10 protein-coding genes are annotated in these 14,074 nt (G+C 72.8%); 7 read left to right on the top strand and 3 right to left on the bottom strand.

The genetic code is table 11. The annotated features are described in order from the left end of the window. From M8C13_RS00485 to M8C13_RS00455, 7 genes are all read left to right on the top strand, one after another. The gene (locus tag M8C13_RS00485; RefSeq protein ID WP_252478388.1) at positions 1–327 is read left to right on the top strand and encodes a DUF1048 domain-containing protein; all 327 of its coding nucleotides are present in this window, start codon (positions 1–3) and stop codon (positions 325–327) included. 36 nt (positions 328–363) lie between these two features. Then, on the top strand, positions 364–1,608 hold the full coding sequence (locus M8C13_RS00480) for a serine hydrolase domain-containing protein (RefSeq protein WP_252478387.1): 1,245 nt from the start codon (positions 364–366) through the stop codon (positions 1,606–1,608). Positions 1,609–1,866: 258 nt separating this feature from the next. Continuing rightward, positions 1,867–2,475 (top strand): carbonic anhydrase, encoded by a 609-nt coding sequence (locus M8C13_RS00475; RefSeq protein ID WP_252478386.1) that lies wholly within the window; start codon positions 1,867–1,869, stop codon positions 2,473–2,475. Between the two features lie 389 nt (positions 2,476–2,864). Further along, complete coding sequence (locus tag M8C13_RS00470) at positions 2,865–3,806, top strand: CdaR family transcriptional regulator (protein WP_252478385.1); 942 nt, start codon at positions 2,865–2,867, stop codon at positions 3,804–3,806. A gap of 190 nt (positions 3,807–3,996) precedes the next feature. Beyond that, a complete protein-coding gene (locus tag M8C13_RS00465; RefSeq protein ID WP_252478384.1) occupies positions 3,997–6,690 on the top strand; it encodes a LuxR family transcriptional regulator in 2,694 nt (897 codons plus the stop codon). Next, entirely contained in the window at positions 6,687–9,092 is a 2,406-nt protein-coding gene (locus tag M8C13_RS00460) for an AAA family ATPase (RefSeq protein ID WP_252478383.1), read from the top strand. Before M8C13_RS00465 ends, M8C13_RS00460 begins: the two co-directional genes overlap by 4 nt. Continuing rightward, the gene (locus M8C13_RS00455; protein WP_252478382.1) at positions 9,089–11,791 is read left to right on the top strand and encodes an AAA family ATPase; all 2,703 of its coding nucleotides are present in this window, start codon (positions 9,089–9,091) and stop codon (positions 11,789–11,791) included. Before M8C13_RS00460 ends, M8C13_RS00455 begins: the two co-directional genes overlap by 4 nt. 35 nt (positions 11,792–11,826) lie before the next feature. On the opposite strand, the gene M8C13_RS00450 is transcribed toward M8C13_RS00455, so the two are convergent. From M8C13_RS00450 to M8C13_RS00440, 3 genes are all read right to left on the bottom strand, one after another. Further along, on the bottom strand, positions 11,827–12,678 hold the full coding sequence (locus M8C13_RS00450; RefSeq protein ID WP_252478381.1) for a radical SAM protein: 852 nt from the start codon (positions 12,676–12,678) through the stop codon (positions 11,827–11,829). Between the two features lie 464 nt (positions 12,679–13,142). Then, positions 13,143–13,553 (bottom strand): hypothetical protein, encoded by a 411-nt coding sequence (locus tag M8C13_RS00445; protein ID WP_252478380.1) that lies wholly within the window; start codon positions 13,551–13,553, stop codon positions 13,143–13,145. A 28-nt stretch (positions 13,554–13,581) separates the two neighbouring features. Further along, positions 13,582–14,064: a hypothetical protein gene (locus M8C13_RS00440; RefSeq protein WP_252478379.1), complete on the bottom strand. Its 483-nt coding sequence runs from the start codon at positions 14,062–14,064 to the stop codon at positions 13,582–13,584. Between the last annotated feature and the right edge of the window lie 10 nt (positions 14,065–14,074).

The following is a 14,074-nucleotide window of genomic DNA, read 5'->3' as shown; positions in this document are numbered from 1 at the left end:
ATGGGCATTCAGGACATCATCGAGGGCAAGAGGCAGTGGCGGGCGCACAAGGCGCGGGTCAAGGCGCTCCCGCCGGACTACCAGATCGTCTACAACGAGATGCAGCGGTACCTGTTCAAGGTCGGGCCGGTCGACCTGCACGACGGGCCGCTGCTGCCGGGGATCGTCGACTTCTTCGAGGAGGGCGTCGCGGCGGGCAAGGGCGTCCTGGAGCTCATCGGCACCGACGTCGCCGCTTTCTGCGACGACCTGATCAAGGACACCCCCACCTACGCGGACATCTATCAGGAGTCCGTCAGCGGAAAGCCCGGCACCGCAAAGAAGTAACGCTCATCGAACCAGCTCTGCGGAAAGGAGTCCATTGTGGACACGACAGACGGGTTAACCGAGGACGGCAACGGCGCCGACCACGGCTGGGGCAAGGTCGCCGACGCGTTCCGGGCGAACTTCGACGGAAAGCCCGGTGAGATCGGCGCGGCGTGCAGCGTCTACGTGGGCGGCCGCCCGGTGGTCAACCTGTACGGCGGCCTCGCCGATCGCCAGGCGAACCGGTTGTGGCGCAAGGACACCGTCATCCAGGTCGCCTCCACGACCAAGGGCATGACCGCGATCTGCGCCCACCTGCTGGTGCAACGGGGTCAGCTGGACCTGGACGCCCCGGTGGCCGACTACTGGCCGGAGTTCGCCGTCAACGGCAAGGAGCAGGTCCTGGTGCGCTGGTTGCTCTCGCACCAGGCCGGGCTGCCGATCGTGGACGGGCCGCTGACCTTCCAGCAGGCGTGCGCCTGGCACCCGGTGATCCGGGCGCTGGAAGCGCAGCAGCCGTTGTGGCGGCCGGGCACCGAGCACGTCTACCACAGCGTCACCTACGGGTTCCTGGTCGGCGAGCTGGTGCGCCGCATCACCGGCAAGTCGCTGGGCACGTTCTTCGCCGAGGAGGTGGTGCGCCCGCTCGGGCTGAGCGCGTGGATCGGGTTGCCGGAGAAGGAAGAACACCGGGTGGCGCGGATCGAGAACGCCGCCCCCTTCACCATGCCGGAGTTCATCGACGCGATGATCAAGTTGACCGGGCTCGACCGGGACACGGTCACCGCGTGGATCACCGCGCTGTGGGCGCCGGGCTCGGTCCAGGCCCGCGCGGGCGAGCTCGGTGGCGCGCTGGACAACACGTCGGACTATCCGAGTACCCGGGCCTGGCGCGCGGCGGAGTTCCCTGCTGCCAACGGAATCGCGGACGCGCGGTCGCTGGCCCGGATGTACGCCGCCACGGTGAGCCGGGTGGACGGCGTGCGGCTGCTGAACCCGGCGACGGTCCGGCAGGCCACGGTCGTGCAGACCGACCGGACGCCGATGCACGGACTGCCCGCGGGACTGAACATCCCGGCCGACCGCTCCTTCTACATGTCGCTCGGGTTCTTCCGCGCCAGCCCGGTGGCCCCGATGCTCGGGCCAGGATCCTTCGGCCACCCGGGTTCCGGCGGCTCGATCGGCTTCGGCGACCCCGATGCCGGTGTGGGCTTCGGCTACGTCACCAACCTCTGGAACTACCGGCCTGACGACCCGCGGGCGACGAACCTGGTCAACGCCGTCCGAGCCTGCCTCGGCTGACCGGGAAACCCCCGGCTCTCCGAGGTTTTCGGAACTTCGCTCGCGGTTGGCGCACTTGCGATCGTGGCGGCGGGTTCCGGGCCGGTCGTCTGTCCACAATGCAGCATGTCTCTTACCAACTCTGATGCTCCCCAGACTGTGACCGCCAGGCGAACCCTGTTGCGCGGGCTCGCGATCGGCGGGCTGGGGCTCGCCGCGGCTTCGTGCGCCTCAGGTGCCAGCGGCGCCGGCGGTGCCACCACCGGCACGAAGGTGCCGATGCCGTCAGCGCAGGAGCTGCCGAAAACTCCCGATGGCGCGTTGAAGCGGCTGCTTGCCGGGAACGACCGGCTGCTCGCCAACCAGGCGCTGCACCCGCAGACGCTCGACGGCATCCGCCAGCACGCCACCGGCCAGGCGCCCTACGCCCAGGTGTTCGGGTGCGCGGACTCGCGGGTGCCCGTCGAGGCGGTCTTCGACGAGGACTTCGGCGATGTCTTCGTGACGCGGACGGCGGGCAACGTGCTGGCCGACCCGACGATCGGCACCATCGAGTACGGCGTGGTGGCGCTCGGCACGCCACTGATCATGGTGCTGGGCCACCAGAGCTGCGGTGCGGTGAAGGCGGCCGTGGAGGCGATGAAGGACCGGAGCAAGCTGCCCTCCGGCGCGCTCGGTGCGCTGGTCTCCGCCCTCGTGCCCGCGGCTCGTGAGGCGCAGGCACGGGGCGGGGACATCTACGCGGCCGCGCTGGAGGTGCACATCCGCAAGGTGGTCAAGACGCTCCAGGACAACAAGGCCTTCGCCGAACCCATCGCCCAGGGGAAGCTGCGTGTGGTGGGCGCGTCCTACGACCTGGCCACCGCCAAGGTCACCATGTACGAATGAGCCGTGGCGAGTCGGCCGCGCGGGGCCGGCGGGAAAGTGAGCGCTAACATCACGCGGACGCCTTCGCCGGCAGGCCGGGCGACGCGGGTGTTGGCGCTTTCCGCTGTTCAGGGGCTGGCGGTGTCCTCCTATTGGTGGAACGACGTGCGTCGGACCGTACCAATCCGGCCCCCGGGTACGCCTGACCGTACCAACGCGACCGCCGTCCACCACCTGTCCACAGTATTTGGCACTTCGAGTTGACCGTTGTGATCGCTCACTCTCAAGCTTGTCCCGTCCACATCGACTCCCCTAAACGGGTGGCGGTACTACTCCGACAGGGCAGTCGCGGTAGCGGACAGTAGTGAACGACTGGGACTGGGGACATCTCGGAAAGTGGTGTCGAACCGATGACAAGTGCACGCGTGCAGGAAGCCCATGACGTCAACCTCGGCCGCGGCGCCGACGCCGGCTCCGTGCGTGGCCTGCGGGTGGCCGGTGAGCAGGAGCAGCGGCTCGCCGAGTTCCGGGCCAGGGTGCGCGCGGCCGGTGAGCAGTGGGCCGGTGCGCGGACCGGTGGGCTCGTCGAGCTGCTGCGCGAGGCCGCCGCGGGCGATCCCGAACTGGCCCAGCTCGCACAGCTCGGCGGTCAGCTGCTCGAGGACTTCGTCGAAGGACTGGGCCGCAAGGCCGTGACCTGCTCGCCCCGGGATCTCGCGGCCGACCTCATCGACGGCACGGCGCTGCCCTGCGAGGTGCTCGACCAGCTCGCACCCGCCTACGCCGTGGTGCTCGCCCGGTTTCCCGCGGATCGGCGGACCGAACTGGCCGCGCTGGACCTGACCGGACGCGGGGTGCTGTGCACCAGGCGCTCGGGCGCCCTGGTGCTGCTGGTGCCGGGCACGGAGGCCGAGCTGCTGGACGAGCTCACCCGGCAGCTGGCCGGTGACGGCTGGGTCGCCACGGCCAAGCGAGCGGTGGCCGAGCTGGCGGACGGCTACGCGGAGGCGCGGGACGTGCTGCGGCTCGTGGTGGCCGGTCGCAGGCCCGCCGGGGTGTACCGCGTCGTCGACGTGCTGGTGGAGTACGCGTTGCTCGGGAACGAAGCGGTCACCGCGCGGCTGGCCGAGATCATCAGGCCGCTGCGGGACCACCCGGTGCTGTGGGAGACGCTGGTCGCGTTGCAGGAGGCCGACTTCAGTCGCAACGAGGCGGCCAGGAGCCTGTTCATCCACCGCAGCACCCTGGACTACCGGCTCCGGCGCATCGCCAAGGTCACCGGTCACGACCCGAGCAGTGGCCGCGGTGCGCAGGCGCTCAGCGCCGCCCTGATCGCCGACGCCGTGGTGTGACTCGCGCACCTGGCGACCGGTGGTCCCGTTGATGCACCCGTTCGCGTCATCACCACCCTGACCGTCCACCCGGTTGCTCCGATCGGTCTAGGATCCTTGCGGGCACGGCTCAAGGGCCGCGGCTGTCACCCCGGCTCTTGAGCCGTGTGGCGACCGGGTGGTGGGAGTCGGCGCGAGGAGCGGCAGGGCAGTGGTCGAATCCGTTCGAGGTCTGGCGGCCATCCGGCCGGTGGGCAGGCAGGCCGAGGTTGAGCTGGTCAGGGCGCGGGTGCGCGAGGCCGCGTCCGGACTGCCCGGCGTCGTCCTGGTGCGCGGCACCACCGGCATCGGCAAGTCCACCCTGCTGTCCATGATCCGCTCGGCGGTGCGCGCGGAAGCCGAGGTGCTCAGCACCACCTGTGCCGACGGCGGCCCGGACTTCGCGGTGGCCCGGTCCCTGTTCGGCGCCGAGGCCGGGCAGCCGCCCGCGGAGGACGAGCGCTCCCGGCTGCGGTGGCTGGTCCGGATCGCGGCCGACCGCATGACCGAACGGCCCCTGGTGGTCGTGGTGGACGACGCCCACCGCTGTGACGCCGGAACCGCTCGGTGGCTCGGCCTGCTCGCCCGGCGCGCGAGCCGGGGCGGCCTGTTCGTCGTGCTCGCGTTTCCGTGCGTTGAGCGGATGGCCGCCGAGGAGAGGTTCGCCGAGCTGACCGGCACGCTCGACACCACGGTGATCGACCTCGGCCCGCTGCCCGAGCCCGAGGTGCGGGAGCTGCTGCGCGCCGTGTTCGGCACCGAGCCGCACGAGGACTTCCTGCGGGTCTGCGTGCAGGAGTGCAACGGGAACCCGGGCGCCACCCTCGCCTACGTGGCACGGGTCGTGGCGCTGGGCGGACGACCTGACCAGGAGTGGGCGCGCTGGCTGCGCGCCGCGGCGACCGCGGGCTCGGACGCGGAGCGGCTGGCCTGGCTCAACGACCAGCCCGAGCCCGTCCGCCGGTACGCCACCTCGGTGGCGATCCTCGGTGGGGCCGACGCCGGGGCCGCCGCGGCGTTGTTCGAGCTGCCCGCCGCCGCCGCGGAGACGGCCCGCACCACGTTGACACTGGCTCGGGTGCTCACCGAGCGGGGCTCGTTCCGCTCCGGGCAGTTCCGGGCCGGCCTGCTCGCCCAGCTCGACCCGGCCGAACTGGCCGCGCTGCGGGCCAGGGCGGCCCGGTTGCTCAGCGACGAGGGACGGCCGTGTCAGGAGATCGCCGAGCAGATCGTCGCACTGCCCGTCATCACCGAGCCGTGGATGGTCACCGCGTTGCGCGAGGCCGCCCACGACCGTGCGGACGGGCCTGAGGCGGCCGCCGACTACCTGCGCCGGGCGCTGGAACCCGACCCCGGGCACGTGGAGATCCGGCTGGAGCTGGCGAGGTTGCTCGCGGAGGTCGATCCGGAGGAAGCCCGCGTGCGGTACGCGGGCGTGCTCGGCGACATCGGCGACCTGGAGCGGCGGGCCTGCGTGGCGGCCGAGTACGGGATGGTCGCGTTGCGGACCGGACACTCGCGCGAGGCGTTCACGACGCTGCTCGACCTCTGGCAGGCACTGCCCGGGACCGCCGATCCGGACGCGCGCGCCGGGCTCGAGGCCACCATGCTGGCCGTGGGGATCGACGACCTCGGCACGGTGGCCGCCGCTCTCGGCCGCACCCGCGAGATCGGCTCGCCCACCGGGGTCAGGACCGAATCGGCCAAACGCCTCGCCCTGCTGCTGGCCACCGGAATGCTGATGAGGGCCGAGTCACTCGAGAACACGGTGGCACTGGTGCGCTCGGCCCTGAGCCTGCCTGCCATGCCGCACGACCAATGGGACCTCCGGGGCGCGGTGATGCTGCACTACTGCGGTGCGCAGGCGGAGGCGGAAGCGGTCGTCGAGCGGGCGATGGCCACGGCGGAGGCGAAGGGCGACAAGGACTTCCGGGCGATGGTCTTCGTCACCCGGGCGATGTTGCGGCACCTCCGTGGCGAGCTGCTGGACGCGCGCGCCGACGCCGAGCAGGCGCTGTCCACGCCCGCGACCGGAGTGGGCTTCGACGACCTGCGGTGGGCCAGGTGTGTGCTGGCGTCGGTGTGCTCGCGCACGGGTGAGCGGGAACGCGCCGCGCGGCTGCTCGCCGAACTGGGTGAGCCGAGGCAGCCCTTGGAACACGTCTGGCTGGCGCAGGTCCGGGCGCACCTGCTGCGCGGTGCCGGGGAGCCCTCGGCCGCGCTGGACGTCCTGCTGGACTGCGCTAAGGACATGGCGGCGATGGGGGTGGGCAACCCGTCGACCTCGGCGGGGTGGGTCGACTCCGTGGCGTTGCTCGTCGAGCTCGGCCGCGTGCCGGAGGCCGTCGAAGTCGCCGAGCGCGGCGCGGACAGGGTGCGGCGGTGGGACACGCCGGTCGGCCGCGGCTACGCGCTGCTCACCGACGGGCTGTGCACCGGGCAGGCCGAGACGTTGCGGGAGGCGGCCTCGCAACTGGCGGAGGCGGGCTGCGCCCGGTACGAGGTGCAGGCCCTGACCGCGCTCGGCGGCGCGCTGCTGCGGGACGGCCAGGACAAGGAGGCCCGCAGGCAGCTCCGGGCCGCAGCCGACCGGGCGGTGCGCTGTGGCGACCTCGACGGTGCGAACGAGGCCCGCGCCGCGCTCGTGCGAGCGGGCGGCCGGATGGGCGAGATGTCCGCCCTGACCGGCGACGTGCTCACCAGCAGTGAACGGCGGGTCGCCGAGCTGGCCGCGGCCGGGCAGACGAACCGGCAGATCGCCGATGCCCTGTTCATCACGGTGCGCACGGTGGAGAGCCACCTGTCCAACGCCTACCGCAAGCTCGGCGCCCAGGCGCGCGCGGACCTCGCGGCCAGGCTGAGGTGAGCTCCGCCGCCGAACTCCTCGACCGGGCCACCGAACTCGCCGCGCTGGAGCGGGCGGTGGCCGCGCTGGCCGCGGGCGAGCCCTCGCTGGTCGAGATCAGCGGCGCTTGCGGCACCGGGCGCAGCGCGTTGCTCACCCACGCGGTCCAGCTGGCCCGCGCGGCTGGGGCGGTGGTGCTGACCACGGCGGGGGAGATGCCCGGCCGAGGGCGCGACCACCGGGGCATCGCCGAACTGATGCGGCAGCTGCCGACGGTGGATCCCGGGCGGGCGGGCGACATCGCACCCGCGGCGGCCATCGCGGCTGTCCGGGAGCTCGCCCGCAGCACCCCGGTCCTGGTCGCCGTCGACGACGCCGACCGGCTCGACGACCGCACTGTGGAATGGCTCGCCCGGCTGGCCGTCCGCGCCGAAAGCCGGGCGATCATGGTCCTCGCCGTGACCGGTGCGACCCGGCGCCTGCTCGACGGCGCGGCGGTGCTGACCACGCGGCCGCTGCCGCCAGAAGCGGTGGGGGCGCTGGTCTCCGCGGTCTGCGGTGAGCGGATGGCCGTCACGCTGAGCCGCCGCACCGGGGGAGTGCCGTCGGTGCTGCACGCGGTGCTGGATGCCTTGCGCGCCAACCCTTCCGCCACCGAGGAGGAGGTCGCGGAGCTGGTGGCCGACGCCTTCGCCTGCCTCGTGGTGCGGGCGACCGCGACGATGCCGGCCGAGGCGACCGGGCTGCTGCGGGCGATCGCGCTGTGCGGGCCGGGGATCGGCTTTGACCTGACGTGCGCGGTGGCCGGACTGCGGGATATCGCGCCCGGTCGCGCACTGGACCTGCTCGTCGGCGCGGGGCTGGTCACCCGCGACCACCCGCCCGCCCTGGCTGCCGGGCTGTGCGCCGACCGGATCCTCGCGGGCATGGCGCAGGCGGACCGCGAGGAGCTGCACGTCCGGGCCGCGCGGCTGGCCCACCGCGACGCGGTCGAGGAGTCCGAGGTGACGCGCATCCTGGACACGACCCCGCCGCTGGGCGAGCCGTGGGTGGTCCCGTTGCTGCGCGCCGTCGCACAGAAAGCGGTCCAGCGCGGGGAGCCGCGCACGGCGGCCCGGCACCTCGAACGTGCGTTGCGCGAACCCCTCGACCCCGCAACGAGGTCCGGCCTGGTGGTGGAGCTCGCGGCGGCGGAGAGCACCTGGGTGCCCGACACCGGTGACCGCAGGCTCGCCCGGATGTTGCTGGAGCCACAGCCACCGGAGTGCGGCCCGGCGCGGCTGGCCGCCGCGGACCAGCTCTTCGGCCGGGGCAACGCCGGCCTGGCGCTGCACGTGTACGGCTCGGCGCCCTCGACCGGCGCGGAGCGCGACCACTTGGACGCGGTGTACTGGCTGGTCACCGACGCTCCGTACGAACTGCCGGAGCTGGGGCTGCTCGACGTGCCGCCACCGCCGGTCGCGGCGGACAATCCGGCGCACGCGGGCGCGGCGGCCTGGCTGTGCGCCGCCCGCGTCGGTGACGCCGAGCTGGCGCGCACGCTGGCCCGCGCCGCGTTGGCCGCGGACGCGACGGTGCGTTCGCCAAAAATGCTGGCGTGCCTGGTGCTGGCGCTCACCGACGACCTGGACGAGGCCTTCGCGGAGCTGGACGCCATCGTGGCCGAGGCGCGCGGGCACCGCCTGAACGCCGTGGTGAGCCACACCCTGGTCCTCCGCGCCATGCTGATGGTGCAGGCGGGCCGGGTCGCGGAGGCGGCGGCTGACCTGGACGCGGCGCGGCGCGCACTGCCGCCGAGGTGCTGGCATCCCGACCTGCGCGGGCTGCTCACCATGGTGCGGATCCAGCTCTGCCTGGAGAGCGGGCTGGCCGAGGAGGCGGAGGAGCTGTCCGCGAGCGTGCCGGACCAGGAGCTCGGCTACGGGCACACCCGCACACTCGTGCTGTTCGCTCGCGCGGTGCTCGCGCTCCGGCGCGGAGACGCCGCTGGGGCACTGGCGCTGGCGCAGGAGTGCGGACGGCGCATGCACGCCAGGGGATGGCTCAACCCCGCCATGCTGCAGTGGCGTTCGGTGGCCGCGAAAGCCCTGCGCGCCCTCGGTGACCCCGAAGGCGCCGCCCGGCTGTGCGAGGAGGAACTGGAGCACGCTCGCGCCTGGGCGGTGCCGAGCGTGCTCGGCCGGGCGCACCTGGGCCGCGCGGCCGCCTGCGGTGACCCCGAGGACCTCCGCGAGGCGGTGCGGCTGCTGCGCGGGACACCGAGGAGACTGGCCTACGCCACCGCGCTGCTCGACCTCGCGGAGATCACCGAGGCGCCTGCCGCGGCGTCACTGGTGCGCGAGGCGGCCGAGATCGCGGTGCGCGGGCGGGCCGTCGCGCTGCTCGGCCGGGCGCGCGGGCTCGGCTGGGTTCCCGGCGGATGAGAGAGGCGGTACGCGAAGCGGTGTTGCTCGAACGGGACGGCGAGCTGGACGTGGTCGGCCGGGTGCTGCGCGGCGCGGCGGGCGGTGCGGGCGGCGTGATCGTGCTGACCGGCCCGCTGGGCACCGGCAAGACCGCGCTGCTGCGGGCGTTGGCGCGCGGCCACGGGACCGCGGAATGCCTTGTGCTGCAAGCCTCGGGCGCGCCGATCGAGCTCGACTTCGCCGAAGGCGTGCTGCGCCAGCTAATGGAGTCCACGCCCGTCGCGGCGCCGGCGGAGGGGACCGGCGCGGATCTGCTGCCCGTCTTGCTGGGCCTGGCCGAGGAGCGGGTGCTGCTCGTGCTCGTGGACGACCTGCACTGGGCCGACGAGGACTCGCTGGCCGTGCTCGAGGCGTTCGCCAGGCGGGCCCAGCACCTGCCTGCCGTGCTGGTGGTGACCGTCCGGGACGGAGACCCGCTGGCGAGCAGGCCCGCGGTGGTCTCGATCGTCGCGGGCGCCGCGCACCGCCTGCGGCCCCGGCCGCTCAGCAGGGCCGGTTCGGCCGCACTGGTGCGGGCGCGGCTCGGCCGGGACTGCGACGAGGAGTTCGCACTCGCCTGCCACGAGGCGACCGGCGGCAACCCGATGCTGCTCACCGCGCTCTCGCTGTCCTGGCGCGCCGAAGGCCTGCCACCGACGGCGGCCGACGCCGCGGCGGTCCGCGCGATGCGCCCGAGCTACGCGCGGGACCGGATCGCCACCTGCGTCAGTGGCCAGCCGGAGCCCGCGCGGGCGCTGCTGAAAGCGCTGGCCGTGCTCGGCGAGCTGTCCGGCGCGGCCGTGCTGACGGGGCTCGACCGGGTGGCGGCGCTCGGCGTGACGAGCTCGCTGCGCAAGCTGGGCCTGTTGGCGGACAACGGTTTTGCCCATCCCGCCGTGCGGGACGCGGTCGAGGACATGATGACCGCGGCCGAGCGGGAGGAGCTGCACGTCCGGGCGGCGCGGCTGCTGCACGGCAGCGGCCGGGCCGCGGAAGAGGTCGCCGGGCAGCTGCTGGAGATCACCCGGCCGCAGGGCGCCTGGGCGGTGCACATCCTGCGCGCGGCCGCCGCGGTCGCGCTGCGTTCCGGCGCGCGGGAGACCGCGGTGCGCTACCTGCGCCGGGCGTTGCTGGACACCTCGGCCGACGGCGAGGACCGGGCCAGGGTGCTGGTGGACCTGGCGAGCGCGGTACGCGGACTCGACGTGCAAGCCGCCGCGCGCTGCATCTCCTACGCCGTCCCGCTGCTGCGCGCCCCGCGGGACCGCGCCGCGGCGCTGATCCGGCTCACGCCGATGGTGATGGCCGACGCGCCCGACTGCGTCGTGGGGATGTTGCGGCAGGTCGCGGCGGAGCTCGGCGACCCGGCCGGGCTCGATCCCGTGGACCGGGAACTGGCGCTGCGGATCGAGGCGCGCTGGCGCCACGCGGCGGCGACCGACCGGAGCGAGCTGGCCCAGGCCGCGTCCCGGCTGGCCGAACTCGGGCCCGGCGGGACGACCAGCGGAGCGGAGCGGGAGCTCCGGGCGGTGCTGCTGTACACGGCGATGGTCGGCGTCGGCCTGCCGGCGAGCGAGGTGGCCGCGCAAGCCGGCCGGTTGCTCGAGCAGGAGCCCGCGTCCTCCCCGGTCCGCTGTTCGGCCGCGCCACTGCTGGTGACCTGCCTGGCCGCGGCCAACGCGGCCGGGGGCACGGCGGGCTGGCTCGACCAGGCGATGGAGGTGGCCGGCAGCCGGGGCGACGTGGTGGAACAGGCGGTGATCCGCGGCCAACAGGCCCTGGTCTACCTGATGTCCGGCCGGATCACCGAGGCGGCCCGCGCCGCCACCGGCGCCGCCGAGCTCATCGGGTGGACCTGGAACGCGATGGGGCCGTCGACACTGGTGGTGCTGGCGGGAGTTGTGCTGCAGCTGCGCGATCCCGTGCTCACCGGCCAGGCGCTGGCCGCCACCGGGAGCGAGCCGGCGGACGAATGCCTCGCCGCGGTGGTCGGCCTGCTGCGTGCCTCCGACGCCGCGCACCGCGGTGACCTGCCGGGGGCCGCGGCCTCGCTGGTGGAGTGCGGAACCCGGCTGGACCGCTCGGGCTGGCGCAACCCGGTGCTGTTTCCCTGGCGGACCTCGCTGGCGTTGCTCAAGCACCGGCTCGGCGACACCGAGGACGCCCTCGCCCTGGCCGAGGAGGAGCGCCTGATCGCCCAGGACTGGGGCGCGCCCTCCGCGACCGGCCGCGCGTTGCGGATGCTGGGCGCGCTCAGCGGAGAGCAGGGCGGCGCGGCGCTGACCCGCAGGGCCATCGAGGTGCTGGAGGGCGCCGGACCGGGCCTGGAGCTGGCGCTCGCGCTGCGGCAGTGCGCGGAGCTGTCGGACAGCGCGGACCTCTGGCGGCGGTGCCTCCAGGTGGCCGAAACCATCGGCGTCCGGCGGATCGCCGATCAGGCCAGGGCGGCACTGGGCGGCGGGGCGCCGGTGCCCGCGGCGGTCCGGTTGACGCCGTCGGAGCGCCGGGTGGCGCTGCTCGCGGTGGCGGGCCAGTCGAACCAGGAGATCGCCGAGTCGCTCGCGGTGACGTTGCGCGCGGTGGAGAAACACCTCACCAACACCTACCGCAAGCTCGGCGTGCAGCGGCGCGCGGAGCTTGCGGGCGCGTTGCACGAGATCGGTGTGGCGCTGACCTGACGGCAGGCCGCGCGCCGTGGGTCCACCGGTCCGGTTCAGCGCACCGGCTGGTCCCGCTCGATCTCGTCGACGCGCAGCCGCAGGCGGTGCTTGGCCAGTAGCTCCGCCACGATGGCGTCCAGCCGGTCGCGGTAGGCCTTGACCCGAGCCTGGACGTAGGCCGCGCGCACCATGGCCTGCTCGGTGGCCAGCACCTGGTTCATCCGCTCGAGGACGTACCGCTTGAGGTTGATGTGCGCCACGAACACCTCGGTGACGCCCGCTTCGACGAGCTGGCCGAACAACACGTCCAGCAGGTACGGGTCGATGGCGAAGTGCGGCAGCAGCGGCCCGACCGAAGCGAAGGCCGGGATGCCCGCGTCGTGCAGCTTGGCGAGGCAGCGCAGGCGGTGCGAGGCCAGCGGTGCGCGGACTTCGAGCCAGCGACTGAGCTTGTCCTCGGCGGTGGTGACCGTCAAGCCGACCTCGACCCGCGGCAGGCTGGTGAGCAGGTCGATGTCCCGCACGACAATGGGCGACTTGGTCAGCACGCGCACCAGGCCGGGGTACCGGACCGCGTGCAGCTCGCTCAGGATGCCGCGGGTGAGCCGGTACTGCACCTCATGACCCTGGTAGGGATCGGTGGTGGAGCTGAGCAGGAGGGGGCGGAGACGTTTCTGGCCGGACATCTCGGCCAGCTCCGTGCGCGCGAGCTCGACCGCGTTGGTCTTGACGTAGAGGTAGTTCCCCCATTCCCGCACCGGCTGGCCGACCGCCCGGCCCGCGAAACTGGCGTAGCAGTAGGCGCAGCCGAGCGCGCAGCCGGTGTAGGGGTTGACGACGCAGCCGAGGGAAGGAGTTTTCGCCCTCTGGATCAGTGTTTTCGCTTCGATCTCGACGGGCTTCATCCGGTCCTCCGCTGACAGCGTGCCGAGGAAGTCGCAGGCAGATCAGCCTGCCGGCCGGCCCGCCGAGTTCACTGCGAGACCGCTCACATCTCGTTCTTCATGCGCCGGTTTCCCTGTGCGCGGACGGTATCGGCGAACCCGCGCGGGTCAGGTCGCGCTGAGAACGGTTCCGCGATTCGCGGAAGAAGTTCCGCGAACTTCGGAAGGACGTGAGTGACGGTGGAGTCGACTGGATCACCGGCCGTGGCCCGGAAGTACTTCGACGCGTTGTCCGGAGAACCGCTTCTCCGGCACCGGTCGCGGTGCCGCGGCGGACCACGGGCCGGTCGCGGTGCAGCCGCCGGCAAGGGCGAGTGGAAAAGCAGTGAAGGGCCTGGGTTTCGTCCCAGGCCCTTCACCACACCTCCGGCAGCCGGCTTGCGGTCATGCCACGATGTTCTGTTGGGGTTCCATTCTTGATCCGGTCAGATGCGCTGGAACGTGACGCGGTTGCCGTCCTGCTTCCAGCTTCCGAAGAAGGCCCAGTTCCGGTAACCGCCGTCGCCCTTGCGGACGAAGTGGCCCGGGCCGTCGAAGACCACCCAGTGGTACATGGCCTTGGTGGCGAAGGGTTCCTTGCACGGCCTGGCCCTCGCCTCACCCTGGGCCACCACGCCGTCGAAATGGCTGTCGCCCTTAGCCCGATCCCGCCAGACCATGATGTTGTGCTTCACGTTGGGATCCCAGCCCCTGAGTTCCTCCACCTTCTTGTCGAGGTGACAGGCGTCGATGGCCGCCGACGTGGAGGCTGAGGCGAGCGGGGCGGCCAGGCCGATCCCGGCGGTGAGGGCGACCGCGGTGGCGGCGCCGGAAATGATGCGGTGCATGGTCTTCATGGCGCGTTGTCCTCCTTGTGTGCCCGGGTCACGGCTTGCGGAACTTGACGGTGTTGCCGTTGCGGTCGTACCAGCCCTTGAAGCCCCAGTTCTGCCAGCCGCCGTCGCCCCGGTTGATGAACTCACCGGACTCGGCGATCCACAGCGCGTAACGGACGTTCCTGAACTCGATGTTGGCGAACAGCCGCTTGCCATTGAGGTTCTGGGTGAATTCCTGGGAGAGGTTGATGATGATGACGTTGAACCGCCCGCCGCTCTTCTCGAAGGCGGCGTCCACCGCCTGCTTCACGAAGTCGGGCCGGTTCCGCGTCCTGATCTTGTTGATAGCGCTGGCGACCTGGACCCCGTTGGCCCCGTTGTCGAGGTGGACGCTGACCTTGGGCACGTGCTCGGCCTGAACCGCCAGGGTCGAGGTGGTGCCGGCGGTCTCCGCCTGTGCGGGCAGTGCCACGGCGCCGAGCAGCGGCAGCGCGACCAGCGGCAGGGCGGCGAAGATGGTCTTGATCTTCATGGCAATGTGC

The sequence above is a fragment of the Crossiella sp. SN42 genome (assembly GCF_023897065.1).
GTDB lineage: Bacteria > Actinomycetota > Actinomycetes > Mycobacteriales > Pseudonocardiaceae > Crossiella.
This window is presented reverse-complemented; position numbering and strand designations above follow the sequence as displayed.

What these genes read in the sequence shown, in the direction of transcription:
- M8C13_RS00440 (WP_252478379.1), bottom strand. Translation starts at nt 14,064, where the DNA reads ATGAAGATCAAGACCATCTTCGCCGCCCTGCCGCTGGTCGCGCTGCCG.
- M8C13_RS00450 (WP_252478381.1), bottom strand. Translation starts at nt 12,678, where the DNA reads ATGAAGCCCGTCGAGATCGAAGCGAAAACACTGATCCAGAGGGCGAAA.
- M8C13_RS00475 (WP_252478386.1), top strand. Translation starts at nt 1,867, where the DNA reads ATGCCGTCAGCGCAGGAGCTGCCGAAAACTCCCGATGGCGCGTTGAAG.
- M8C13_RS00470 (WP_252478385.1), top strand. Translation starts at nt 2,865, where the DNA reads ATGACAAGTGCACGCGTGCAGGAAGCCCATGACGTCAACCTCGGCCGC.
- M8C13_RS00445 (WP_252478380.1), bottom strand. Translation starts at nt 13,553, where the DNA reads ATGAAGACCATGCACCGCATCATTTCCGGCGCCGCCACCGCGGTCGCC.
- M8C13_RS00455 (WP_252478382.1), top strand. Translation starts at nt 9,089, where the DNA reads ATGAGAGAGGCGGTACGCGAAGCGGTGTTGCTCGAACGGGACGGCGAG.
- M8C13_RS00485 (WP_252478388.1), top strand. Translation starts at nt 1, where the DNA reads ATGGGCATTCAGGACATCATCGAGGGCAAGAGGCAGTGGCGGGCGCAC.